The organism is Mesorhizobium sp. P2_H9 (assembly GCF_056403215.1).
Window position 1 is genome coordinate 194,845 of sequence record NZ_JBFUFX010000013.1, and the last position, 23,360, is coordinate 218,204.

Here is a 23,360-nt window from a genome sequence, read left to right on the forward strand (position 1 = left end):
ACCTCGGTTTGGCCCTCGCGTTCCTATTCAGTTTCTTCGCGGGAGGTATTGTTGTGTGGGCATGGGCGACGACAACCAAGATGCCAGCAACAAGTTCGTCGTCGTCTCCTATAACACCATCAGCATCGGATGCCGAACACCCCAACCGAGTGGAGAAATTCTTTGGCGGTGACCCGGGTCGCAATGTCCGAAATGGACAGGAAATGAAGCCGCGATGGTAACGAAATCAAGACGTGAGTTCGGGTTCGTCGCCGTAACCGCCGCTGCCCTTGTACTGTTGGCGTGCGCTCCCGCCCTTGCCCAGGAAGGCTCGGTGCTGACAACGCTGGAGAACTCCGTCGTCACCGCCGCCAAGGATTGGGAAACGACCGTGATGGATGCCGCCCGTTCCCTGTTCTGGATCCTTGCTGGGATAGAGATCAGCATCGCCGCGGTGTGGCTTGCCATAAATGCTGCCTCCCTCGATGCATGGTTCGCCGAGCTGGTTCGACGGATCATGTTCGTTGGGCTTTTCGCGTTCATGCTCGAACGAGGGCCAAGCTTCGCCAAAGCAATCGTCGACAGTCTCTTCCAGATAGGTGCTAACGGTGGATCAGCGTCGCCCGCCAACGTCTTCGACGCCGGCATACGTGTCGCTTCAAAGATGTCCGAGCAGGCGAAGTTCGGCTTGTTCGAAGACAACGCACTGGCGATCGCCGCGGTCTTCGCCATGATCGTGGTGGTCGTCTCTTTCTCCCTTGTTGCCGCGATCTTCGTTGCGGTCATGGTCGAGATGTATGTCGGCTTGCTTGCTGGCATGATAATGCTTGGCCTTGGGGGCTCATCTTTCACCAAGGACTTCGCTGTTCGCTATCTAGTCTACGCCTTATCGGTTGGTATGAAGCTGATGGCGCTGGTCATGATAGCCCGTATCGGGTCCGAGGTGCTGCTCGGTTTAGCGGAAGCACCAACCGCGACATCGGACCAGTTCATCACAACGCTTGCGATCGCCGGCATATCAGTCGTGGTCTTCATCATCGCGATGTACGTGCCAAACATAATTCAAGGCGTGGTCCAGGGCGTCTCTGTCACCGGCGGCATGGAAACGATACGTCACGGCGGGCAGGCAACTTCGGCTGGTCTTGGCGCCGCTGCTCTTGCGTATGGCGGAGCGAGGGCCGGCGCTTCCGCCTACTCCGAAGCCCGACAGTCGGGAACATCATTCGGTCCTGCCGCAGTTAAGGGCGTGTTCTCAGGTGTCGGATCGGCAGGCGGTGCATTGGCATCCGCTGCAAAGGCACAGGCGATCGGCGCACCTGGGTCTTATGGGACGTCAACACTCGGCTTGGCCAACGCCAAGCTCGATGCCGGTCGCTCGGCGCCCAAACAACGTCCGGGTTCTAGCAACTCCGGTCCGGCTCCCAAGAAGTGACCCCTCACACAGGATCGAGACCAGCACAGATGGCCAGAAGCGACCATCCCGACAATCCCTATCTTGCCGCCCGGCAGGAATGGAACGAGCGCTACGGAAGCTATGTGAAGGCTGCGCGCGCCTGGCGCATCGTCGGCATCACCGGCATGACCATGGCGGTGATCGGCTTCTCCTACGCGCTCTATCAGGCCTCACAGGTAAAGCTGGTGCCCTATATCGTCGAGGTCGACAAGCTCGGCGCGGCAGCCGTCGCCGGCTATCCGCAGCAGATCGAGTACGCCGACCCCCGCGTCGTTCGCGCGACCCTTGGCGGCTTCATCACATCCTTCCGGTCGATCACGCCGGATGCGGTCGTCCAGAAACAATACATCGACCGCACCTACGCACTGCTGCGGACTTCGGATCCCGCTACGGAAAAGATCAACAGCTGGTTTCGAGGAAATTCGCCGTTCGAGAAAGCCAAGACCGCGACGGTGGCGATCGAGGTGAACAACGTCGTCGCCCTGTCGAACCAGAGCTATCAGGTCGACTGGACCGAATTCGAACGCGACCGCAAAGGCAAGGAGACAGCTACCCGCCGTTTTCGAGGCATTGCCACCGTTACGCTCACCCCACCGCAGGATGAGGAAATCATCCGCCTGAACCCAATCGGGTTGTATCTTCGCGATTTCGATTGGACCGCGCAACTATGACTTCCTTGAGGTTCTCATCATGACCCCATCATCCGTGCGTGCTGGAGCGCGCATCGCTATGCTCGCACTGTCATCGGCGTCGATCTGGGCCTCGATGGCAGCGGCTCAAGATATGAGCGCCAACGAGACGAAAGGCACCAGCATATCCGGGAAGTGGCGGGGCTCGCGCGGTCTGGTGACCAAGGGCGCCGATGGAAAAGTCATCTTCCTTTTTGGCGAGGTGCAGCCGTCCGTTGTCTGCTCACCGCTGCAGGTTTGTGACGTCGAGTTGCAGGCTGGCGAGGTCGTTCGCGATGTCCTGGTAGGCGACACCGTGCGTTGGAAAGTTGAACCAGCAACATCCGGCGCGGTCGGCGGCCAGTCGGTCCATTTGATCGTCAAGCCCTCCGAACCCGACCTTGTCTCGTCGATGGTCGTGACAACGTCGCGGCGGACCTATCATATCCAGCTAAAATCACACCAGACCCAGTACATGGCCCGCGTTGGGTTCGAATATCCTGAGGACGTCAATCAGAAGTTCGCCGAAATCAACGCACGGATGGAGGCGAGTACGATTCCGGGTGCAGGCGTCCCGGCGGAGAACCTCAACTTTGGCTATCGGACGAGCGGTCGGGCTCGGTGGAAACCGAGCCGCGTCTATTCGGACGGGACCAAGACCTACATCCAGTTCCCGTCGTCCTTTGGCAGTCAGGATGCGCCTGTCCTCTTCGTCGTCTCGGGGGGCGAGAACCGGATCGTCAACTACCGGATGAAAGGCACGATGATGGTCGTCGACTACATGGTCGACCGCGCTGTTCTGATTTCCGGCGTCGGCTGGAAGCAGGAGAAGATCACCATCAAGCGGGAAGGATGATTGTGACCAGTGTTCGCGTGATCGGATCATTCAAATCGCTCGCCCGGATTGCGGGGGTCGCCGTGATATGCATCGGTATCAGCGCTTGCCAGACGGCAGGCGAGACCGATCCTACTGCAAGCATAGACAAGACGGATCTTTCTCCCGCCGCTGCCAATGCGATTGCCGGCGACATGGTGAGCAAACTCGCTGAGGTCGTCGGTCCGGCAAACGGAACAGTGGTCCTCAAATCCGATAGTTCACCCTTCGGCAAAGCCCTGGCACCCGCCCTGAAGGGTTGGGGCTATGCCGTGGCAACACCTGACCAGAAAACAGACGACAACAAACTCATTCAACTTGCCTATGTCATGGACAGTTTCGAGGGCAACGTGCTCGCCCGCCTGTCGACGCCGAGCATTGATCTTGGCCGTGCCTATGCGGTGACGGGCACGGGTGCCATGCCTTCGAGCCCGCTGTCCATCATGCGGCGCAACTAGGAAAGGGAGATCGAATGTCCTCACTCGATATCTCACCAAAGGCTACGGACGATGGTGACGGTGCGCCCCGCATTCAGCGCCTTAACCGGTTGCCGGTGATCGCGGCAATCGTTCTCGCGATCCTGTTCTTCGGCGTCATCATCTATGGGCTTTCGACCCGGGGCCTTCCGTTTCGCGGAGATGATGGCATCGGCTCGGCATCGAACTCCCCACCCGCGCGCGATTTTGCCGACCAACTCAAGCGGGGTGTAACGAATGGCGTCATCGATGCGCCAGTCGAACCTTCTGTCTTCCAGCCGGCGCCAGCACCACAGCCCACCACCGCCCAGCTGGCCAATCCGTTCAAGCCGGCGCCGGCGACAAATGAATCTGTTGCCCCGCCGCAGCCGGCGCTTGAACCGGAGCGCATCTGGCGGGCTCGGCTCGATCGTGAACTCGATGAACAATATCTGCGCGAGCGGCATCGCCAGCGCATGGCTCGTGTTCAAGCAAATGATGCAGCCTATGATTCACCGATCGCCGTCAACATCGGCCGGCAAGGTCAACAGAATGAAGGCAAGGATATCCCTGCTGATGCAGGCGGAACGAACTCGCCCGGAGCCAGCGCGGCCAATCTCTATGCCGAGGCAATGCGTGCCGGTCTTGCCGACCAAGCCGGGGGCAACGCGAACGGCCAGGGCGCAAAGGCCGACTTCTTCAACCAGGATATCAAGGATCTCGGCTACCTGCCCAACCAGGTCGTCCCTCAGCTCTCACCCTATGAGCTCAAGCGGGGTTCGGTTATCCCCGCCACGCTGGTCACCGGCGTCAACTCGGACTTACCGGGACGCATAGCCGCGCAAGTCTCGCAAAACGTTTATGACAGTGCCACCGGTCATCGCCTGCTCATTCCGCAGGGCGCAAAGCTGTTCGGCAGATACGATTCGAGCGTCACCTTCGGCCAAAAGCGGGTGCTGGTCGTATGGACCGATATCATTTTCCCGAATGGCGCGACGCTGCAGATCGGCGGCATGGCCGGAACGGATGCTCAAGGGTACGGCGGCTTCAAGGACAGGGTGAACAATCACTACCTGCAAATATTCGGGTCGGCGGTCCTGATTGCAGCTATCGGCGCCGGCGTCGACATGGCGATCCCCGAAGATCGCAACGCCCTCGGTTCTGAAAACAGTGCCGAGAATTCAGCGAGAAGGTCCTTCGCGGAAACCTTCGGCCGTGTGACCGAGCGGACGATCTCGAAGAACAGCGACGTTCAGCCGACACTCGAAATCCGGCCGGGCTACAAGTTCAACATCCTGGTCGATCAGGACGTCGTGTTCCCGGGTGCTTACAGATCCTGAATCGCAGTCATGTCATCGGCAATTTCTGAATCTTCGAACACGGCCTGACCAAGAAGCACAATCGTGCCTTCGAGAGGTCACCGTATTGTCATGCGTGCCAGACCCTCGCCGCGTCGTGAAGATAGATGCCTCTGAACGGTCCGTTTAGGGATGTTGGCTCGCGCCACCAGGCGCATCCTTCCGCCAGATATGGGCTGTACGCCTTAAGAATGTCAGATTTGGCGCGCTACGTGAACGCGTATTAAGTGCTTGCATAGACTGCCACAAGCAGTTCTGCGCAGCATGCGAAGTAGGCACCCTAACCGCGCCCTTATGTTACATTAAAGATAATTAATTGGCGCCGATCTTTAAAATCTTTCTGAGTTCTCCTACTTGATTCATAAGAGTTAGTAATTGCGTTGCAGTGCATAAGGTTTCCTTTCAAACTTATGAGGACCAGAATGCCTAGCTTAGCGCTTTCCCGCAGTCTCCCTGATATGTCAGCACAGATCGCCCTAGGGCCAAATCTGAAGATCGATCATCACCACCACCATTCGCAGAAAGCGCCCGTCTCGGATGCGCTTCAGCCGAAAGAACCTTATTTTGAAAGGCTTCGGCGGAAGCTTTCATGGAGCAGTGTTGTCACCGCTTTTAAAGGGGTGGCCTGGGCGACGGGCGGAACGATCGCAACCTTTTCAATTGCGCTGAACTTCGTACCAGTCTGGGTGCTGCCTAGCATCAACGCCGCTGCCGCCGCGGTCCATCTCCAGGGCATCTATGAAGGGGTGACAAATGAGCCGAGGGAGAACGCGCCTGACCAAGGGACACTAAGAAATCGCATGAAATTTGCCTATGAATTTCAGTTGATGGGCCTTGACCACAAGGGCGGGGTCATGGGGCGTTTCAGGACTGACGCGAGCTCGCAGGCGAACGTTTCGGAACCCGATGCCGAATGGTGGCAGCTGCGCGGTATCTCGGACGGAAAAGCTGCTGACTTGACCATTTCCGATACCGATGGATTTGTCCTCGGCAACATCCACATCGTCAAGGATTCGGCTGCCGAAGGATCGATTTGGGCCGGCCACATCACCGCCTACGATACGAGCGTCTCGAAGGAAGGCTTGGTACAATCTCCTATTCTGATCAATCCAAACATTTACGATGCGAAGTCAAAGACGCTCCTCGATCCTTACCTCAATGAGCCAAGTGTGCTGGTAAAACCTCACTTGGGGTCATAAACCGCAGACTGTAAGCCTCAATCGCCCGCTACCATTTCGCATCCGGAGCTTGCGTTTCAGGCGGCAACCCTCCGCCGGGGTCGATCAGTCCCGACCCCGGGCGCTATGCTGACGCTGCTAAGACCGCCGCGTCATACCGGTTCGAACCGGCCTGAGTACGGAACGGCGTGTCCCCGTCAAGGGGCAGCTCCGTGCTTGCCCTCTGTACCCCTTTTCCATGAAGTCCCGAGTGCGGCGGTTGCCTCAGCTTGGCCTTGGCGAGCTCAGCCAGCTAGCAAGCGGAGCCGGCTCATTCCGCCATGAAGAACTGACGCCGCAATTGCTTCGGACCCGCCTTGAAGTTGGCGGGCACCCACTCCTTGGATTGTTCCTTGAGGTAGCCGGCGTTGGGATCGTGCTTCCCCTCATCTGTCAACTTGCGCACGATGTAGCGGGAATAGAGGTGGTCAAAAATGCGCATGAATTCGCCGAAATAGATATCCGCAACCCGGGTATTGCCGCGAATGACAAGCATGTTCTCGTCATTGGCGTTTTGCGAAGGCTTGCTGAAATTGGCCGTGCCGGTCACCACGATGGGATCCTTGCTGAGCGGATCGGCCAGGATGAATTTGTCGTGGATATAGAGATTCTTGTTGAAACCCGTGAGTTGCTCTCCAAGAAAGTTCTCCATATCGCCTGCCTGAAGCTTGGCACCAGGGGCAATCACCGTGTTGCGAATGCGGTAGACGTCGTCCTCGAAGAGCTTTCCCGGGTTCTTGTCGAACACCGCGTAGCGGAGGGTTCCGTCGTCTTCCAGCAAGGCCTTTCGGAGCAGTTCGTCGAGATTGAAGGCAATGGTCGCACAGGCGATCCTATTTGCCCCACCGATGAGGTCCGCAAACCACTGCAAGGTCTTGTCGTCGCCCTTGCTATCCCGAGGGCAAAACAGTGTAAGAATACGATCCTCTGGCGGGGCCTCGCCTGGCGCGGGTGTGGGCTCCACCTTCACGTTGGCGGCCTTCAAGTCCTTCGTTGCGACATCCGGCTCAGCCAATTGTGTCCAGAAATCGAGATAGCGCTGCGCGATCTCGGCGTCCCAGATGACGTGGCCGACATTTGAGTGACCGAAGATGCCGCCGGCCGAGATGTTTGTCGAACCTGTCCACACCGCAATCGGCTTTTCCTTCTCCAACAGCACGATGAATTTGTTGTGGCGAATGCCAGCCCTCACTTTTTGCGGCTTGCACAGGTCGGCAATGCCGACGTGGTTGATCATCGTCTCGTTGTCATCCTTGTAGGATTGGGCCTCGTAGCGGATGCTGACGTCGGCCCCCGCTGCGGCCGCCTCCTTGAACGCGAGCCCGACCGGAGCGTAGTGGAACTCGTAGAGCATCGCCCGGAGTGCAAAGTTCTTGGCCGTCTTCTTTTTCGCAGCAAGGCCGATAAAGCCGGTGAGCGCTTCAAAGAGACCTCGCGACAGCCACACCATCGGATCCGACTTGGGTGCATTCTCATCGAGTTTCTGGTCGCCGAATTTCCGAGCGAAGGCTTGTGACCCGGCCACACCGCGATTGAAATAGATATCGTGGCTCGGGCTTCCATCTGCAGCTTCAGCATCCACCTCGGCTTCGGTGGTGACGGTGACTGTGGTCGACGACGCATCGTCGAGCGTCAGCATCTTGGGTTGGCCGTAGACCGGCACGACCTTGAACCGATAGGTGGTGGCTGGTTGCGGGGTATAGTCCCCCCATTGAAACGTTTGCGCGGGATGTTCTGAAGTTGGAACCGGGGTTCCAGGAGCAAGCCCTTCATCCTTGTGACGAAAACGCTTGGTGCCACGGAGGTAGTACCGCGCCACGTCCTTTCCGTTCGTCCCAACCTCGGTGCGTTCAATGGCGAACCCCATGAGCCCGTCGCGTTTGGCCTCCTGTCCAGCAACAAAATCCCAGGCGAGCGTCACCACATGCAGCCCGCCAATCGCACGAACGGCCAACACTTGACCGACCTCTGTCTTACGCATTTTGCCCCCTTGCCGCAGCGATAGACGGGATGTCCAGCTGCTGAACCTTTTCGTATCCTTGATTGGCTATCGTCCCCTTAGAGATGGCGGCCTCAAGCGGCGCCATCCAACACATGCGGACACGTTGCCCCGGTGTCATCGCCCCCATTATATTTCTGCGGGCCGCCCGCTGTACATGGCACATCAGCACATCCTAAAGAATGACTCAAGACATAGAGACGCAAGAAACGCCAAATCGTAGTTCCATCAATCCCACTATGAACGGGGTCGTACGTCAGTTGTCAGTTCGGTAATCGTTAGAAGCTTAGTCTGCTAATGTTTTTATTCCACTCCTGGCACACGCTCGCACCGCGAAAGGCCAGTCGACTTTCAAGACGTGCAAGGTGCTTTTGGCGATGGAATAATTTTTCACCAGGAGATGTGCTTATTTGCCTATTTCTGCAGTAAGGTGAGGACATTCGATGAAAGCGGGGAGGGGATTTTGAATCGTGTTATCGCACTGGCAGTAGTGGTATGTCTTGCGGCCTTTCCGGCGAGGGCTTGGGGACCAGAAGGTCATTCGGTCGTTGCAATGCTTGCCGAGGCAAGGCTCACGCCGGCGGCAAAGACCAAGATCCGCAGAATCCTGTTTGGAGCGCCCCTTGTGACCGGCGCCATCATGGCCGATGACATTCGGATTTCGCGCCCGGAGACCGCCCGCTGGCACTTCGTGGACATTCCCTTTGATGAGGACCACTTTGATGCAGCGCGAGATTGTGCGCTTGAAGTGACCGGCGACTGTGTCGTGGCAGCGATCGCGCGCGAAGAAGCACTCATCATAAATCCAGAGGCGTCGCCCTTCGACCGCGCAGACGCGCTCAAGCGACTGGTCCATTTCGTGGGAGATATTCACCAGCCGTTTCATGCGATCGAACGCTTTACGGACGGCGAATCCGATCAAGGCGGCAACCTGGTGAAGGTCACGTTCTTTGACGACAAGAAGGCCAATCTGCATTCAGTCTGGGACAGCGGCCTTATCCTCCACGCAAACCTCACCGCAGAGCAATATGTCGACCACCTAGCCGCAGATGTCCTTCCGAAGCTGACACCGGCCGACGTCGCCGAAGCTGATCCCGTCAAGTGGGCGGAGGCAAGCCACCTGATCGCCAAATCGGCGTACGTCGCAAACAACGCGGTATTGGGCGACGACTATTTCAAAGCACACATAACTGACGTCGACCGGCAGTTGGGGTTGGCAGCCGTGCGGCTAGCGGCCGTGCTTGAAGCGTTACCGGATCTCAGCGCCCCCGCCTATTTTTCGTTTGATCAGCCGGGGCCGGGCAACAGCCCCAGCAACTCCTTTGTTTTCAAGCTGGTCGACCAGAAGATTATTGCCGCTGCCAGGGCCATCCTGAAGACCAGCATGGACCGCCATGTGCAGGGAACCATCGTCGTGGCGAAGGCGCCCTACAATCCAAAATGGTCCTATTCCCTTGTCCCCGCCAGCATCAGTTTCTTCGAGCAGGCGATCGAGATTTGTGACGCGAACATGGCCCAGGTCGAGCAGCATCTCGATGAGATTGGTGGCAGTTACCTGCCTAAGGCGCACTGGTGCCCATGGAGCTCGGTGCTAACCGCGGAAGTTACCGGCAAAATCGATCCGGTGACTGAAGAGCCAAAGCCCTGACGAAACGCATGGCCCGGGAGGGCGAGCTGAAGCGTCGCCCGCGGCACTATGCTGACGCTCAGACCACCCTGTCGGATCGGTCTCAGAGCCAAAACCGGCTTCTCCGATGGAATGCCTCTGACCGGTTGACGGACATTCCACCGGCTACACCCTGTATACCCTTTGACCGCTTCCATGGCTGTGCCGATAGGGTTGGGTTCCCGCCAAGCCTGAACCATCGCTGAGTCTGTCCTGAATGCCGGCACCCAGGGCTGGGTATGGGCGAGGCGCTGGAGAAAGCGGTTGAAGTGCTTCGAACAAAATATCGAAAGACAAGCTAGTCGACGAAGCCGAACCAGCGCTCGGCGAAAGCTGGCGCTTTACTTAAATCATTCCCATTCCTCATAGTCCTCAGCGTCGCGTGCAGCAGGTCGCTGCACGACTACCCAGAAGGAGGAGGCGGGACCAGCCAAAAAACCGACCGTGTCTCATAAATACTACAGCTTCCTAAGAGACAATTGGCTTACTACTCGCACAATACCTAGCATCACGATTGAGCCAAGGGGGGCCGCATAAGATGATGAGGTTTGCGCGAGTTGCTGTATTTGCGATGAGCTGTACAGGTCTCGCAAGCTGCGGGACACAGGTTCCTCGTATAGAGGAAATGCCATTCGGTCAGGGCGAAGAGCAGCTGCTGATCCAAGCCATTATCCAGAGCGTGCATTGTGATCTGAGCAATGCGGTCAAAGAGTTCATAAAGGCGGATATTGACCATCCGCCAAGGGCCGCAGCGTGGTTCGACAGCTGGGGCATCCAGATGGCCCTAACTCTGACGATCGAGGAAAAAACCACGCTTAATCCTGGTCTAAAATGGAAGGTTCCGACGCCCGTCGTGTCCGCGTTAACACTCGGGGCCTCCGCTACGGGGACCGCAACCGCAACGCGGATGGATAAGTCGAACTACTTTTACACCGTGAAAGAGCTCCGGACGATGGACTACTGCAAGTCCGGGCTTCAGCCGGCACGTGGTTCGCACTCACCGCTGATAAAAAACGATCTGCGACTGGGTGACTTCCTGTTCGAACAATTATCGCCCTCAGCGACGCGGGTAGCTGCTTTTCCAGATTCAGCGAAGGGGGTCTTCAAGCAGAATGTCCTGCAGCATGAAGTGAAGTTCCAAGTGTTGACCGCAATCGGCGTCACGCCGACCGTAACGCTGGTGCGGGCATCGTTCAACGACACCGGCACAACCTTCGATACACGGCGGGACAGAACCAGTGACCTGCTCATCACCATGGGCCCGCTCGATCCATCCCAGCAGAATCCTTCACTCGCGCCGGAGGCTGAGAACGCTCATCTAGCTCAACAAATCAAGGCAGCAGTGTCCACAAATTAGTGCGGCCGATCAAAGCAACAATCATGTTGCACACTGCGCTAAAAAATAGGGAGCAGGTATGGACAAGAAACAGAAAAACCTGAGGCGGATGCGGACCGGGCGCCGGAAAGCCCGCCTGGCAAAGTTGGGACAATTGACACTGAGCTTGCAGCCACTTGCCAACGACCCTCATCGACTGGCGCTTCTGGAGTGGCATGGTCCGAGCAAGCAGTTGGTCGCCAATATCGTCCGAGCCGAGGAGGCGAACCTCATCCTCGCAACGGCCAAACGACCGACGATCACGCCCATCAGAGGTGACCCTTCGCACGTTATACGTTGCGATTGGGTGGATGGCTCGGGTTGGCATTGCGACATCATCAGCGTGAACGACCCGCGAGCTCATCCCTGAATAATACGGGAGATTCTCAGCGTCGGCTTTGAACAGAGCGGCATCCTCAAGGCGCAACGCATATGAGACATTCGATTATAGTTGCATAACATACATTATGGAACCGAAATTAATCTATATTATTCAGACACTTATACACCAAACCTGAATTGAATTATTGGAAGAGCCAGGCATCAACGCTTTCGGTGGCCGCTCATAGAACCTTGGCCTCGCCATCTTTCAGATGGACTAGTCTTGCAGCTTTCAGAACGTCCGGACCTTTAGCGATCAGACGGAGGCCTTGCTCCGGCAAAATATCGCCGGCTAAGGCTTCGGCTTCGTCGAGGCTTCGCGCCACTGCAATAATGTGGACTTTGAGCACGCCGTTGGGCATGCCCATATCGGTACGGCTGTGTTCGAAGCGAAAGCCATCATAGGGAGAGTCAGTCATTGACCCTATATGACATTGCGAATGCGTCACTTCAAAGGCCAGATTTCAAACTAACCTACTACCCACGATCGCCCTAGTGCGACTGGTGATAGTGTTCTTCCACATCCGGAACGTTGAGCTAGACTGGAAGCCCCACGAACGGATTCTGATACCGAACTCCGAGCGGTCTGAAATCCTTTTCATTGTCCGTGAGCACGATCAGATCGTGTTGCTTAGCTGTGGCAGCAATCGCGATATCCTCGAAACCGGGCGAGATGCCAGCTCCGCGGGCGACTGCCATGAGTTGCCCGGCTATCGTTGCCGTCTCGAGATCAAGAGGCAGAATACGGCTACCGTAGTAGTGACGAATTTCTCCCCACCATTCAGCGAGCGCTGCCGCTTTTTTGGTGCCACCGGTTCGCTTGGCGTTCGCAATACCGTCCTCGATCTCAGCCGAGGTGATGACGGACAGCCAAAGGTCGGACGATCGCTCGACTATCCAGGCAACCAGTCTTTTGTCGGAGGGTGTCCTGCATCTCGACGGGGCAAGCAAACTGACGACATTCGTATCCAGAAGGTACAACGTCAGAACGCCGGATCACGCAGAGCCCGCGCAGGCTTTCGGCTTCGCGGTGGCAGGTCACCATCCTCCAAGGGCGAGTTTGTGAGCAGCCAACCCAGCGATGGCACACGGGAAAGGCGCTCGTAGTCCGCATAGCTGATTACGACAGCCTCTCTTTTGCCGTGACGGGTGACAACCGTCGGTGCGCCTGCAACCGCTTCGTCGACAACATGCGAGAACGTCGCCTTCACGTCTTTGAGCTGAACTTCTTTCATCTTGATAACCATGTGACCAAAGTAGTCATATAGCTTATGAAGCGCGCCTTGACAAGAAGGCCGTAGCCTAACGCGATCGACCAGTCCCTCGATATGACCGGGCCTTCCTCCATCAGCGATTGATCGCCAAGAGAAGCGCCAAGCCGAACAGAGACGCCCAGGCTTGTGCGCTCGCCTCTTGGGTCGCGAGGATGCTGGTGCTTGACGTCCACCAGCCATTTGCGGTCGCGACGATGATGTCCGGGCGATGGAGAAGGGATTGTAGCACCGGCCAGACGATGAGCTGCTCGTAGCAGATCAGCGGCGCAACCTTCACGCCCTCTACATCGACGACAGGATTGGCAAAGACATACGCCCTCGCCCCGCTGCGCTGCCCGACCCAGGCGAGCCATGGCTGCCACATGGAGATCGGAACCGGCATGCGCTCACGATAGAGGATTTCACTTCTCTCGGCCGAGATTCGCATCATGACGTTGTCATAGCCATCCTGGTCGATCACGGCAGCCCCGGCGATGACAGTTGCGCCGCTCCCAGTCAGCTCTCTTGCCCAGAGCCGTTCGACGGTCGGCGTCCAGCGGCCGGCGGCGCTTTCGGGCAGGACCACGACGTTTGCCCCGCCCACGGCCGCCGTCTTGGCGAGAGCGATGGTCTCAAGTTGCTGTGTATAGTCGGCATACCGATCGGCAGAACCTCGGAACTGCGTGTCTATGCCGACCCAACCTTCCGGCGGATTTGGCGGCGTCCAACTCGCGGCGGACACGGCCCAAAAACATGCCAGGAGCGCGACCGCGATCGACCATCGCTTCGTCGTCATGGCGATCATGAGGATTGCAGCCGCAGCTAGCCCGAACCAACCCCATGCTGGAAACAGAATTCCGGCGGCCGTGATCGGATGCGCCCAGCCGACAACACCGAAGGGCGGGATACTCATCGCCACCGCAGCGATCGCGTAGCGCAAAGCCCGTCGCCAGCCCTGGCTCGACGTCCAGAGGACCGCATGGACGGCTACGAAGGCGAGCGACGCAGCAAACCAAAGCGCGATGCCGAGCACAAACTGCGATGCAAAGAAGTTCGCTACGCCCTGCGGCAGGCCGCGAGAGGCGGCAAGGAAATATCCTGCCGACACGCAGGCGGCGATCATTCGCGAGGGCGAAAACGCCCACAGCCCAGGAAACGCCATGGCTGCTGGAAGGGCGAGCGGATTTCCGCTCCAGCCGATAGCGCCAGCGACCACACCGCCGGTGATGAACCCAAGCGAACGCAGCGCTTCAAGGTGTGAAGGTGAGGATCGGCCTTGCAAGGCCGAGAATGCCGTCGACCGGAACCGGCCCAAAATAGCGCGAGTCATATGAACCTGGATATCTGGAGTGAAGGAAGACATCCCCCGTCGGCACCACGCCGCCGACGAAGGCTGTGAGTACCCTGCCCTCGGTATCGACTGTGCGGAGTTCGGAATTCTCGAGGCGGCTGCCGTCGATATGCACGCGACCGTCGATGACGATCTCCTGTCCGGCGATGGCTGCGACCGTCTTGATCAGCGGACCGGTTCCGCCGGCGCATAGACCTCGCGGGAGATAGCCACGCACAACCGCAAGGTCGAAGGCCTGCGTTTGGGGCGGACAGATAAAGACGATGTCACCTACTCTCGGCTCGTGCTGAATTGCTTCGATCCGCCAGAGGCCAAGCGGATAGCTCGGTGTCATGTTCAGCCGATACCCACCCCACGCGCCAGCCGCAGCGAGAGACAAAACCAGCGCGGCGCCGGCGCCAAGAATGATGAAAGCGTTTCGACGTTGGCGGCGCATCGTCACGAACCGGGCTTAAGGGTCGGGCGTTGGACGAGCTTGGCGGTTTCCGCCTGGTTCATTGCCTGGACGGACCGCTCATGTGCGGCGATCCGCTGTACCGCTCGCAACGTCGGCCAGGCTTCCGCGAGTTTCATCTTGTCGGCAGCGGGCATATTCGCTGCCAGCGCCTTGTAGGCTGGACCATCGATTTTTTGTGCATCCAGTCCGAGCAGGGCGCGCTCGCCGAAACGATGGCCGAGGGCGGCATTCATGCGATCGATCTCGGCCTTGATCATCCTGTCGGCGAGGGCGAAGCCGAGCGCACCCGGTAGATCGTTGCGGTCTATCGCATCGCGCACCCGCTCCATGACGACGATCGCGGACTGGGACAGCGCCGGTATGTCGATCGATGCACGCTGACGCGCTTCGGTTTCATTGACCTCAAGCCGATTGGAAGCCTCGGACCTAAGGCGGATGTAGCGCTCAATCGCCGCCTTGATCGCGGCACCTCCTTCGATCGCCATTTGCCGTTCCTGCTTCTGCGCCTTCGAGGCGAAGAGCCCGACGTTACCGCGCAGCTCGCCGAAGGTTTCGGGGTTAACTGCAAGTCGATCGAGCACGGCGCGATGACGATCCGGCGCCTCGACCACCGCATCGATTTTCATGACGTTCGCGGCCGCATGCGGATCCTGATAGATTTGAGCAAAGCGGTCCGACACCTCGCGCCATTGCAGCTTCACTGACGTTTCGGACAAGGCATTCTCCTTCACAATCTCAGTGATCGATCGCACCCATAGCGTCACGCCGCGCAGCAGTGGTTCGACGACGTAGGTGGGCGCGTTGACGGTGGAAGCGGGTCTCAGGATTGACGAGCGGGAAGCATTCAGAGCCAACGCTTGTTCGACCGGTCGCAAGCTGACGCTTGAGGCGAACGCCGCGAGCTTGACACCCAGTCTCGCCACCTTCTCCCTGGCGCGTGCGATGAGACGCAGTTGGTCGTCGAGCAAGGCTCTGGCGACACGGAACGCGTGGAGGCCACGGTTGATCGCATAGCGAAGAGCATCGAGATATTCGCTTGAGCCGGCATAGTCGAGCGTCGTTTCCTTGGCGTTGCGGCGTGACAGGAGCGGGATCAGGCCGCCCGCCTTCTCGAAGGATCGACGCCCGTAATAGAGCGCGACATCCTCGCGATGGCGGGTCATGGCAACATAGGAAAGATGTTTGTCGAGCGAGAGCGAGGCGAGCACCTTTACCCGGTCAACAGTGGCGCCTTGCGACTTGTGGATCGTCGTCGCGTAGCCGTGATCGACAGCGCGATAAAATGCCTGGGCAATCTCGACCCGGCGTTTGTCGTCGCCGATCTCGACGACGATGCGACCCAGCTTCGCCTCGGCGACTCGGCCGATCATGCCGTTCTTCACACCGAGCGAAATCTCGTTTCGCAGGAACACGACCTGGTCGCCGCCTGCGAAGTAGCGTGTCCCTTGTTCGGTCTGGAATCGAAACCCTTCGCCGATCACGTCACGTTCGATGAGTGCCGCGCGTGCTTGCTCGTTCAGCGTCCTCACGTCGCGGCGAAGGTGTGCGAGGATGATCGACGATTTTGCCGGATCGAAATCGCGGTTCCAGTCGGCGATCAGCATCTTGATCGCTTCAGCCTTGGTCTGGCTGCCGAGCACTTTGCCACGGACGCGATAGGCGTTGATCGCATCCGCCGTCCTGCCGCGCGCGAAATCCACGCTCGCCTTGCGCATCCAGCCCTGCTTCTGGCGGCGTACATTTTCGAGCACGACATAACCGACACGGTCATGGATCGCTCGGAAGGCGGCACCCGCTTCGATCGGCTGAAGCTGCTCGCCATCACCGACCAGGACGAGTTTGGCGCCGCTGCGGGCGACTGAATTGACGAACAGCGCCATCTGCCTCGATGCAACCATGCCGGCCTCGTCCATGACGAAAACGGTCTTCGCGTCGAGAAGGTCAGTACCCCTCCCCCAGCGAAGCTCCCAAGACGCCAATGTGCGCGCCGGGATTGCCGCTTCCTTCTCCAGGCCTTCGGCGGCCTTGCCGGCGAGCGCCCCGCCAACGACGCGAAAACCTTCGCGTTCCCAGGCCTCGCGCGCCGCTTTCAACGCGGTGGTTTTTCCCGCACCCGCGAGGCCGACGATCGCCGCGATGCGGGATGCACCCGTGGCGTATTCAACCGCGGCGCGTTGCTCGTCGTGCAGATAGGCATGCTCGTGGAACGTGACCGCGAGCGCGTCCTTCGAGATGGCAAAACTCTCCTCCCCGGACAGATGCAATGCCTGCCGTGCCATGTCGGCTTCGGTGCGGATCATCGTTCTTGTGGCAAGCCTTTCCGGCATGCGCTCGCCGGTCTCGAAGTCCAGCGTCTCGCGCAGCAACCGTACCAATTCGGGGCTCGTCATCAGCCGCGCCATGACGTTCGCAAACGTGCCCGGATCGTCGACATAGCGATGCACGAGCTTTGCCAGATCGCGCTCGTCAAACACGCTGCGTTCGCGCGCGATCATGTCGAGGATGATTTCCGGGCGACGTTCAATCCGTTTCGCCGATTCCTGTCTCTGTTCCTGGAAGAGGCGCAACCGGTCGAGCTCGACCTCACGCTCCCTGGCTTCTGCCTCACGCGCGATATGTGTTGCGCCGACGCCGATCTTGGAGGTTGGTAAGAGATCCAGTCCCCGTTCCTCGAAGGAACGGTGGTCGACGCGGATGTCGAGTCCCTGTTTGGCGAGATGCAGGTTTTGCAGGACGGCCCAAGCTTCGCGCCATTCATTCAGTGTCTGCTCGTCGCCAGCCCACAACCGATAGACGATCTTTCCCAGAGGATGCAGCTTCGATTTGATCCGAAGCGGGTTGCCGTTTTCATCCAGTACCGCGATCCGCTTTGGCCCGAACGCCTCTTCGGTGAGCGGCCTCAACGTCGTCATCAGATGGATGTGCGGATTGCCGGGACTGTCGTGATAGGCCCAGTCCGCCACCATGCCGCGTGGAAGGATCTGTTCCGATACGAACGCGCGCACGAGTTCGATGTTCTGTTCCCGCGTCAGTTCGACGGGGAGCGCCAAATCCAACTCACGCATGAATTGCGCATCGGCTCGTTTCTCGAAAGTCTCGACAGCATTCCAGAGGGCGGCGGAAGCGCCTGCCGCGTCGCGCCCGTCGATCAGGGTACGCAGCCAGGCAGGCGTTGCTTCCGGCAACGCAAATTCGGAATGGGCAAGCCCCTTCTTGTTGGAATAGTCGGCGACCCGTGCCTCAGCCTCGACCTCCATCCGCGCGCAATGGCGGTAGGCGGCGGATGCGACTGCGCTCCGACCTTCTCCCCGGCCGATGATCTGGGCATGCAAGTGGTAGATTGCCATCCGGCTCCAAAAACTCCCGCCGGGAGCACAACGTCGCGCAAGCGACGTATAAGTGCGCCCTTCAATCCTCTCTTTGTTCGGCGGGATCCTGCGGCAGCGCTTGCCGCAAGACAGCTTCGGAAATCCGCAAGTGTCGACGCCAGGCTTCACCGTCATGATTGGCTCTGAAAATGATCGTCATGAGGGAGCGCAAACATCGTGAGAAAATCGTCGTCAAAGATCCGCGAGGAGATCGATCGCCTGCACGATCAACTGAAGGCAGCCGAGACCAAGGAGGCCGAGCGGATCGGCCGCATCGCGGTCAAGGCCGGTCTCGGCGATCTCAACATCGACGAGGAGAAGCTCGCTGACCTTTTCGCGGAGATCGCCGGACGATTTCAGGCGGGGAGCGAGAAGCGCCGGCAAGCCGCGCCGAAGCCGGCTCGGCCTGCTGAAGGCGATGCTTGAGCGAATGACGAACATGCACCGACGGCAGGCGGCAGAGGAGCGCAAGCGCGACACCCGCGAGAAAATCCAACTTGGCGGTCTGGTCGTGAAGGCGGGCCTTCGCTCGGCCGATCGCGCCGTCATCCTTGGCGCTCTTGTCGAACTGGCGCGCCGCGCTGACAACCAGGCGGAATGGGGGCGCCTGCGCGCGATCGGAAAGGCTGCCTTTGGCAATGACATGGAAGAAACTCGGGCTCACAATCGCGCCGGCGGCACTTATGATCGCAACGCTGTGGGGCCTGACCGGGATTGAGACCTGGCTCGCTTCGCTTGGAACATCACGTGCCGCCCATCTGTTTATGGGCAAGCTCGGGCTGGCTCTGCCCTACGCTACGGCGGGCGGCGTCGGACTGATCTTTCTGTTTGCTGCCGCCGGCTCGGCATCGATCAGGTCGGCGGGCCTCAGCGCGCTTCTCGGCGCGATGCTCGTGGTCGTGATCGCCATGATCAACGAAGGCGGCAGGCTCCTTTCATTCGCTGATCGCGTCGCCGAGGGAACGCTGTTGTCCTTTGCCGATCCCTTCACGATCGGCGGCGCGACGATCACGCTGTTCGTCGGCGTCTTTGCGCTCCGTGTTGCCCTGCACGGCAACACGGCCTTCGCGTCACCATCACCAAAACGCACCATGGGCAAGCGCGCCATCCACGGCGACGCTGACTGGATGAGATTGACCGAGGCCGCAAAACTCTTTCCCACAGAAGCCAGCATCGTCGTAGGAGAGCGCTATCGCGTCGACCGCGACACAGTTGCCGCCAAATCGTTCAAGGCGAGCGATCACGAAAGCTGGGGAAGTGGTGGGCGAAAACCGCTGCTCGGCTTCGCAGGCGACTTCGGATCGGGTCATGCGATCGTGTTTGCCGGGTCCGGCGGCTTCAAGACAACGTCCGTGACCATTCCGACCGCGCTTCAATGGAGGAGTGGACTGGTCGTTCTGGATCCCTCCAACGAGGTCGCCCCAATGGTCACCGCGCATCGCAAATCGCTCAATCGACAGGTCTATGTCATCGATCCGGGACGCGACGGTACCGGTTTTAACGCGCTCGACTGGATCGGCAAATTTGGCGGCACGAAAGAGGAGGACATCGCCGCGGTCGCATCCTGGATCATGACCGACAATCCGCGGGTCGACGCCAGCCGAAACGATTTCTTTCGTGGATCGGCACAGCAGTTGGTGACGGCCCTGATAGCGGACGTCTGCCTCTCCGGCCACACGCCGTCTGGGAACCAGACGCTACGCCAGGTCCGGACCAATCTTGCCGAGCCGGAACCAAAACTGCGAACCCGGTTGCAGGAAATCTACGACTCGTCGCAAAGCGCATTTGTCCGCGAAAACGTCGCCCCCTTCATCAACATGACACCGGAGACATTCTCGGGCATCTATGGCGCCGCATCCAAGGAAACGCACTGGCTGTCCTACGAGAACTACGCCGCGCTCGTCTCGGGCAGAAGTTTTGCGACCGACGAGGTTGCAGCGGGCAAAACCGACATCTTCATCAGCCTCGACCTTAAGACACTCGAGAACCATCCGGGCCTCGCCCGTGTCATCATTGGCTCGCTGATGAATGCCATCTACAATCGCAATGGCGATGTCGAAGACCGCACCCTTTTCCTGCTCGACGAGGTGGCGCGCCTCGGCTTCATGCGGATTCTTGAAACCGCCCGTGACGCGGGCCGCAAATACGGCATCAGTCTGCTGATGCTGTTCCAGTCGATCGGCCAGATGCGTGAGGCCTATGGCGGACGCGACGCCTCCTCGAAATGGTTCGAGTCCGCCTCGTGGACATCGTTCGCCGCGATTAATGACCCTGAAACAGCGGACTACATTTCGAAGCGTTGTGGCGACACGACGGTCGAGGTCGGACAAACCAGCACATCCTCGCGGATGAACGGAACGTCTAGAACCCGCTCGAAGCAACTCGCCCGACGCCCTCTGATCCTTCCACATGAGGTCATGCAAATGCGCACCGACGAACAGATCGTCTTCACCGCCGGCAATCCTCCACTGCGCTGCGGCCGCGCGATCTATTTCCGGCGCAAGGAGATGGTCGCAATCGCTGGCGCGAACAGGTTCGGGCCGAAGAAGAAATGACTTGGCCGATCGGCCAAGGTTTTGTTTCCCCGTGGAAGCTCCGGGGCTTCTCTTCGGCGCAGCTTGAATAGCGCGTTCAGCCCCTCCGCTTCGCCGCCGGCAACGCCGGCGGCGGCCCTTCGGACAGCCACTTCGACAGCAATCCATCAGCGTCATGAATCATTTGGCTGAGATCGATTCATCGAACTCGTTGGACGCTGGTTCCTTCGGGGGCGAGACTCGATCCCATGCTTAACCCCGAGACAAGACCCGCTTATCTTCACCGTATCGACGCCGCCCGCAACATGGCACGGTTTTATTCGCTCTCGATCCAGCCGACGCTGTTCGGCGGTGCATCGCTCATCCGCAACTGGGGACGGATCGGAACGAATGGCCAAGTCAAAGTCGAGACCTTTGATGAGCCGCAAGAGGTCGAGGGCGCATTCATCCGACTTGAGCGCGCAAAGCGACGGCGAGGCTACGTTGACCCGAGCGCGACCGGCGTCGATTTACCTCGGTGAGTATCTTGCGGTGTGCGATGAACTCGCGCAGCAGCGGCAGAAAGAGTGCCTTGCTGAACCGGCCGATCGGCGGCTCAGGCTCAAGATAGGACGATCGACCGATAACGTCGGTATTAAACTCGTCGAGGACGATCCAAAGACGCGGGTCAGTATCGAGCCCTGCCTTCCTTTCTCGATGGACGGAACCTCAACGGCGAACTCGCGGGTTCCGACTGCTTGGTACTGATCGGAAAGAACAGCACCAAATCGCGTCAAGGCGTGCGAGACGAACGCCAGCGGTGACCGCCCTGTTCTTGCGACCCTCGGTTTCGCCATGGCTGGCTTCGCGCGCCCATAGATATGGATAGCGGATGACGCACGCCGTCTCGATCTGGTCGTAGCTCATTGCCGCCCCGTTTCTTCCACCTCCGCATAGGCTTCAACCGCAGCTTCGAACTCAGCGAGCAGGCTGTCGGACATCGTTTCGATCGTCGCTCCTGCCCGCACGTCGGCCTGGCTCATCAGCCGTTGATAGTCCTGGATATTGAGAAGCACCAGCCGGGGCTTGTTGCGCTGAGTTATCGTAACCGGGCGGCGTAGCGCCTCGGCGATGATATGGCCGGATTTCCGCGACAGGTCACTGGTCGAGTAGGAACCGCCAGGCCGGAGCATTTTGCTCTCCTGATCGTTGCTGTATTTGCTGTTACAGACGTCATTCACGTAACTGCTGCAATCTGCGCTTCAGCTGCGATGGCCGTTATCCCGACGGAAAGTTGGGGATTCTCGTAGGGGGCGGCCGTCGTCAGCTACCATTCTCTGGTTTCCGCGTGTCAAACGGGAGGACGAACAACAAAAAAGGAGCCAGCTTCCATGACGACAGCAAACGAAATCGCCGACAAGATCGCCACCGACAACAGCCTGAACAAGGCGCAAGCAAAATCGATTGTTGATGGCGTCTTCAAGGCGATTGCCGATGCCGCTTCGAGTGGCGCCGAAACGTCGATTCCGGGGTTTGGAAAATTCAAGGTGAAGGCGACGCCGGAGCGCGAGGGGCGCAACCCGTCAACGGGCGCCACCATCAAAATCGCCGCGTCGAAGAAGCTGACCTTCACGCCGGCCAAGGCGATCAAGGACACGCTCAACGGCTGATCTGTCAGAACCGGCGGACAGGCGCGGGATACTGTGCAACGAGATCGTCGACCGTCAGGAGCGTGATGCCTTCGACGATCGACTGCGCAATCAGGATGCGATCGAATGGATCGTTGTGGATGGGCGGAAGCCCGTCCACGGCAACCGCATGCTCACTCGTGATCGCCAGTTCATGATATCCATTGTCGAGCAATCCACGTCGCAGCAATCGCGGATCGACAGTGAAGTCGCTGCGGCCGAGACCTCGCTTAATGGCGACTTCCCACAGGCTCGCCGCACTGAACACGAGATCATTGTCGGGATTCTCGATTTCAGCCATGGCTGCACGTGGAAGCTGATCGGGTTCACCGGCCGCCCAGAGCAGGAGATGTGTGTCCAACAGCAGCTTCATGCATCGCCGCCAAACAGCTGCTCGATTTCATCACTTCCCATCCGATCAAAATCCTTCGGGACAGAAACCTTGCCAGTCATAAAGCCGACGCGGCGCGCTTCACTGGCAGCGGGCACGTCTAGGGCGACAACCTTGACCATCGGCTTGCCGGATTTGGCAATGATGAATGGCTCCCCCTTTGCTGCCTTGTCGATCAGACGCGACAGGTGCGTCTTCGCCTCATGAATATTGACCGTATGCATTGGCCTCTCCTTAACTTAGTCCATATGACTTAGTCTATTTGACACGCTCTTTCAAGCGCGACTCCGCAAGCATGCACTGAAGGCCCCGCCTCGCGGCGGAGCCCTCAGGTGGGGGCGTCAGTCCCGGTTCGGCCGGGACCAGATCAACTGGAGCCCTTCCTCGCCTTCCACCTCGATCAGGGTGGCGTAGATCGGAGCGGGGAAGCTCGGGTCGTCCAGTTTGACCGAGAGGTAGCCGCGTTCCGTCTCCTTCGAGGTCTTCTGCCAGGCGGCACCGAACTCGACATTGCCAGCGAGGACGCGGAAGTCTGGAGCCTTGTCACTGGTGCGTTCTGCGCGAACGATCTTGGCTTTGACGTTGAGGTTCAGGGTCTTGATCGTCCCGTTGAAGCCGTTGCCGTTGGAGGTGAAGGTACCGATGGTAGCCATTGTCTCATTCCTTTGGTTTCTCGGGCCGCGCCCATCGCGACCTCGATGGGGGTCGAAGGACAGGAGGCGATCGACCTGCACCCCGCAGGGGCCGAAACATCGTGAAGGGCGGCTGGACGAGACTTTCTTGTCCCGCGAGGAATGGGCGCGCAGCGTCCAGGGGAAGAAAGTCGCGAACGGCCGTTGCGGGTATGAGAGCGAGACGGAGCGCAGCGAAGGCGGCCTCCGGTCAGACAAGCCACATCAAGGACGCAGGTGGGT

General features: G+C 59.1%; 25 protein-coding genes and 2 pseudogenes. 15 read left to right on the plus strand and 12 right to left on the minus strand.

What is annotated here, in order from left to right:
* Window positions 1-53: 53 nt before the first annotated feature.
* The 7 genes from AC1DXN_RS24290 (at window position 54) to AC1DXN_RS24320 (ending at window position 5,986) form a co-directional block, all read left to right on the plus strand.
* A complete protein-coding gene (locus AC1DXN_RS24290) occupies window positions 54-221 on the plus strand; it encodes a DUF2749 domain-containing protein (RefSeq protein WP_477276699.1) in 168 nt (55 codons plus the stop codon).
* Window positions 215-1,411 carry a P-type conjugative transfer protein TrbL gene (gene trbL / locus AC1DXN_RS24295; protein ID WP_477276565.1) on the plus strand — a complete coding sequence of 399 codons (1,197 nt, stop codon included), beginning with the start codon at window positions 215-217 and terminating at the stop codon, window positions 1,409-1,411. Before AC1DXN_RS24290 ends, trbL begins: the two co-directional genes overlap by 7 nt.
* Window positions 1,412-1,440: 29 nt before the next feature.
* Window positions 1,441-2,103, plus strand: a complete 663-nt coding sequence (locus AC1DXN_RS24300) for a conjugal transfer protein TrbF (protein WP_477276567.1) — start codon at window positions 1,441-1,443, stop codon at window positions 2,101-2,103.
* Window positions 2,104-2,122: 19 nt separating this feature from the next.
* Window positions 2,123-2,956: a P-type conjugative transfer protein TrbG gene (gene trbG, locus AC1DXN_RS24305; RefSeq protein WP_477276569.1), complete on the plus strand. Its 834-nt coding sequence runs from the start codon at window positions 2,123-2,125 to the stop codon at window positions 2,954-2,956.
* A gap of 2 nt (window positions 2,957-2,958) precedes the next feature.
* A complete protein-coding gene (gene trbH / locus AC1DXN_RS24310) occupies window positions 2,959-3,432 on the plus strand; it encodes a conjugal transfer protein TrbH (protein WP_477276571.1) in 474 nt (157 codons plus the stop codon).
* A gap of 14 nt (window positions 3,433-3,446) precedes the next feature.
* Window positions 3,447-4,769 (plus strand): IncP-type conjugal transfer protein TrbI, encoded by a 1,323-nt coding sequence (gene trbI, locus AC1DXN_RS24315; RefSeq protein WP_477276573.1) that lies wholly within the window; start codon window positions 3,447-3,449, stop codon window positions 4,767-4,769.
* Window positions 4,770-5,245: 476 nt separating this feature from the next.
* Window positions 5,246-5,986 (plus strand): hypothetical protein, encoded by a 741-nt coding sequence (locus tag AC1DXN_RS24320; protein ID WP_477276575.1) that lies wholly within the window; start codon window positions 5,246-5,248, stop codon window positions 5,984-5,986.
* 289 nt (window positions 5,987-6,275) lie between these two features.
* Here the strand turns inward: AC1DXN_RS24320 and AC1DXN_RS24325 are convergent, their stop codons facing one another.
* On the minus strand, window positions 6,276-7,985 hold the full coding sequence (locus AC1DXN_RS24325) for a phospholipase D-like domain-containing protein (RefSeq protein WP_477276576.1): 1,710 nt from the start codon (window positions 7,983-7,985) through the stop codon (window positions 6,276-6,278).
* Window positions 7,986-8,466: 481 nt separating this feature from the next.
* On the opposite strand from AC1DXN_RS24325, the gene AC1DXN_RS24330 reads away from it, so the two are divergent.
* From AC1DXN_RS24330 to AC1DXN_RS24340, 3 genes are all read left to right on the plus strand, one after another.
* Entirely contained in the window at window positions 8,467-9,651 is a 1,185-nt protein-coding gene (locus AC1DXN_RS24330; RefSeq protein WP_477276578.1) for a S1/P1 nuclease, read from the plus strand.
* Window positions 9,652-10,294: 643 nt separating this feature from the next.
* The gene (locus AC1DXN_RS24335) at window positions 10,295-11,026 is read left to right on the plus strand and encodes a hypothetical protein (RefSeq protein WP_477421688.1); all 732 of its coding nucleotides are present in this window, start codon (window positions 10,295-10,297) and stop codon (window positions 11,024-11,026) included.
* Between the two features lie 58 nt (window positions 11,027-11,084).
* Window positions 11,085-11,414, plus strand: a complete 330-nt coding sequence (locus tag AC1DXN_RS24340; RefSeq protein WP_477276582.1) for a hypothetical protein — start codon at window positions 11,085-11,087, stop codon at window positions 11,412-11,414.
* A gap of 193 nt (window positions 11,415-11,607) precedes the next feature.
* On the opposite strand, the gene AC1DXN_RS24345 is transcribed toward AC1DXN_RS24340, so the two are convergent.
* The 6 genes from AC1DXN_RS24345 to traA all read right to left on the minus strand — a co-directional run bounded on the left by AC1DXN_RS24345 (window position 11,608) and on the right by traA (window position 17,833).
* Window positions 11,608-11,844, minus strand: coding sequence for a hypothetical protein (locus AC1DXN_RS24345; RefSeq protein WP_477276584.1), 237 nt, complete (start codon window positions 11,842-11,844; stop codon window positions 11,608-11,610).
* Between the two features lie 118 nt (window positions 11,845-11,962).
* A complete protein-coding gene (locus AC1DXN_RS24350; protein WP_477276586.1) occupies window positions 11,963-12,406 on the minus strand; it encodes a PIN domain-containing protein in 444 nt (147 codons plus the stop codon).
* A 2-nt stretch (window positions 12,407-12,408) separates the two neighbouring features.
* Window positions 12,409-12,660, minus strand: a complete 252-nt coding sequence (locus AC1DXN_RS24355; RefSeq protein WP_477276701.1) for a type II toxin-antitoxin system Phd/YefM family antitoxin — start codon at window positions 12,658-12,660, stop codon at window positions 12,409-12,411.
* Window positions 12,661-12,772: 112 nt separating this feature from the next.
* Window positions 12,773-13,960 carry a conjugal transfer protein TraB gene (locus AC1DXN_RS24360; RefSeq protein ID WP_477276588.1) on the minus strand — a complete coding sequence of 396 codons (1,188 nt, stop codon included), beginning with the start codon at window positions 13,958-13,960 and terminating at the stop codon, window positions 12,773-12,775.
* The gene (traF, locus tag AC1DXN_RS24365; RefSeq protein ID WP_477276590.1) at window positions 13,929-14,465 is read right to left on the minus strand and encodes a conjugative transfer signal peptidase TraF; all 537 of its coding nucleotides are present in this window, start codon (window positions 14,463-14,465) and stop codon (window positions 13,929-13,931) included. Before traF ends, AC1DXN_RS24360 begins: the two co-directional genes overlap by 32 nt.
* 2 nt (window positions 14,466-14,467) lie before the next feature.
* Window positions 14,468-17,833, minus strand: coding sequence for a Ti-type conjugative transfer relaxase TraA (traA, locus tag AC1DXN_RS24370; protein WP_477276592.1), 3,366 nt, complete (start codon window positions 17,831-17,833; stop codon window positions 14,468-14,470).
* Between the two features lie 198 nt (window positions 17,834-18,031).
* On the opposite strand from traA, the gene AC1DXN_RS24375 reads away from it, so the two are divergent.
* From AC1DXN_RS24375 to AC1DXN_RS24390, 4 genes and pseudogenes are all read left to right on the plus strand, one after another.
* Window positions 18,032-18,280, plus strand: coding sequence for a TraC family protein (locus tag AC1DXN_RS24375; protein WP_477276594.1), 249 nt, complete (start codon window positions 18,032-18,034; stop codon window positions 18,278-18,280).
* A 13-nt stretch (window positions 18,281-18,293) separates the two neighbouring features.
* A pseudogene (gene traD / locus AC1DXN_RS24380) lies at window positions 18,294-18,503 on the plus strand (conjugal transfer protein TraD); the annotation flags it as partial.
* Window positions 18,493-20,409, plus strand: a complete 1,917-nt coding sequence (gene traG, locus AC1DXN_RS24385; protein ID WP_477276596.1) for a Ti-type conjugative transfer system protein TraG — start codon at window positions 18,493-18,495, stop codon at window positions 20,407-20,409. The pseudogene traD and the gene traG, both read left to right, overlap by 11 nt.
* Window positions 20,410-20,636: 227 nt before the next feature.
* Entirely contained in the window at window positions 20,637-20,909 is a 273-nt protein-coding gene (locus AC1DXN_RS24390; RefSeq protein ID WP_477276597.1) for a WGR domain-containing protein, read from the plus strand.
* Here the strand turns inward: AC1DXN_RS24390 and AC1DXN_RS24395 are convergent.
* Both AC1DXN_RS24395 and AC1DXN_RS24400 read right to left on the minus strand, forming a co-directional pair.
* Window positions 20,833-21,294, minus strand: a pseudogene (locus AC1DXN_RS24395) (hypothetical protein). The gene AC1DXN_RS24390 and the pseudogene AC1DXN_RS24395 sit on opposite strands and share 77 nt — an antisense overlap.
* On the minus strand, window positions 21,291-21,560 hold the full coding sequence (locus tag AC1DXN_RS24400; protein ID WP_477276599.1) for a type II toxin-antitoxin system prevent-host-death family antitoxin: 270 nt from the start codon (window positions 21,558-21,560) through the stop codon (window positions 21,291-21,293). The pseudogene AC1DXN_RS24395 and the gene AC1DXN_RS24400 overlap by 4 nt, the downstream one beginning before the upstream one ends.
* A gap of 198 nt (window positions 21,561-21,758) precedes the next feature.
* Between AC1DXN_RS24400 and AC1DXN_RS24405 the strand changes: the two genes are divergently transcribed.
* A complete protein-coding gene (locus AC1DXN_RS24405) occupies window positions 21,759-22,037 on the plus strand; it encodes an HU family DNA-binding protein (protein WP_477276601.1) in 279 nt (92 codons plus the stop codon).
* A 4-nt stretch (window positions 22,038-22,041) separates the two neighbouring features.
* Here AC1DXN_RS24405 and AC1DXN_RS24410 read toward each other — a convergent pair whose 3' ends face one another.
* The 3 genes from AC1DXN_RS24410 to AC1DXN_RS24420 form a co-directional block, all read right to left on the minus strand.
* Window positions 22,042-22,428: a type II toxin-antitoxin system VapC family toxin gene (locus AC1DXN_RS24410; RefSeq protein WP_477276603.1), complete on the minus strand. Its 387-nt coding sequence runs from the start codon at window positions 22,426-22,428 to the stop codon at window positions 22,042-22,044.
* Window positions 22,425-22,670, minus strand: coding sequence for a type II toxin-antitoxin system Phd/YefM family antitoxin (locus AC1DXN_RS24415; RefSeq protein ID WP_477276605.1), 246 nt, complete (start codon window positions 22,668-22,670; stop codon window positions 22,425-22,427). Before AC1DXN_RS24415 ends, AC1DXN_RS24410 begins: the two co-directional genes overlap by 4 nt.
* A gap of 117 nt (window positions 22,671-22,787) precedes the next feature.
* Window positions 22,788-23,099, minus strand: coding sequence for a DUF736 domain-containing protein (locus AC1DXN_RS24420; RefSeq protein ID WP_477276607.1), 312 nt, complete (start codon window positions 23,097-23,099; stop codon window positions 22,788-22,790).
* Window positions 23,100-23,360 lie beyond the last annotated feature (261 nt).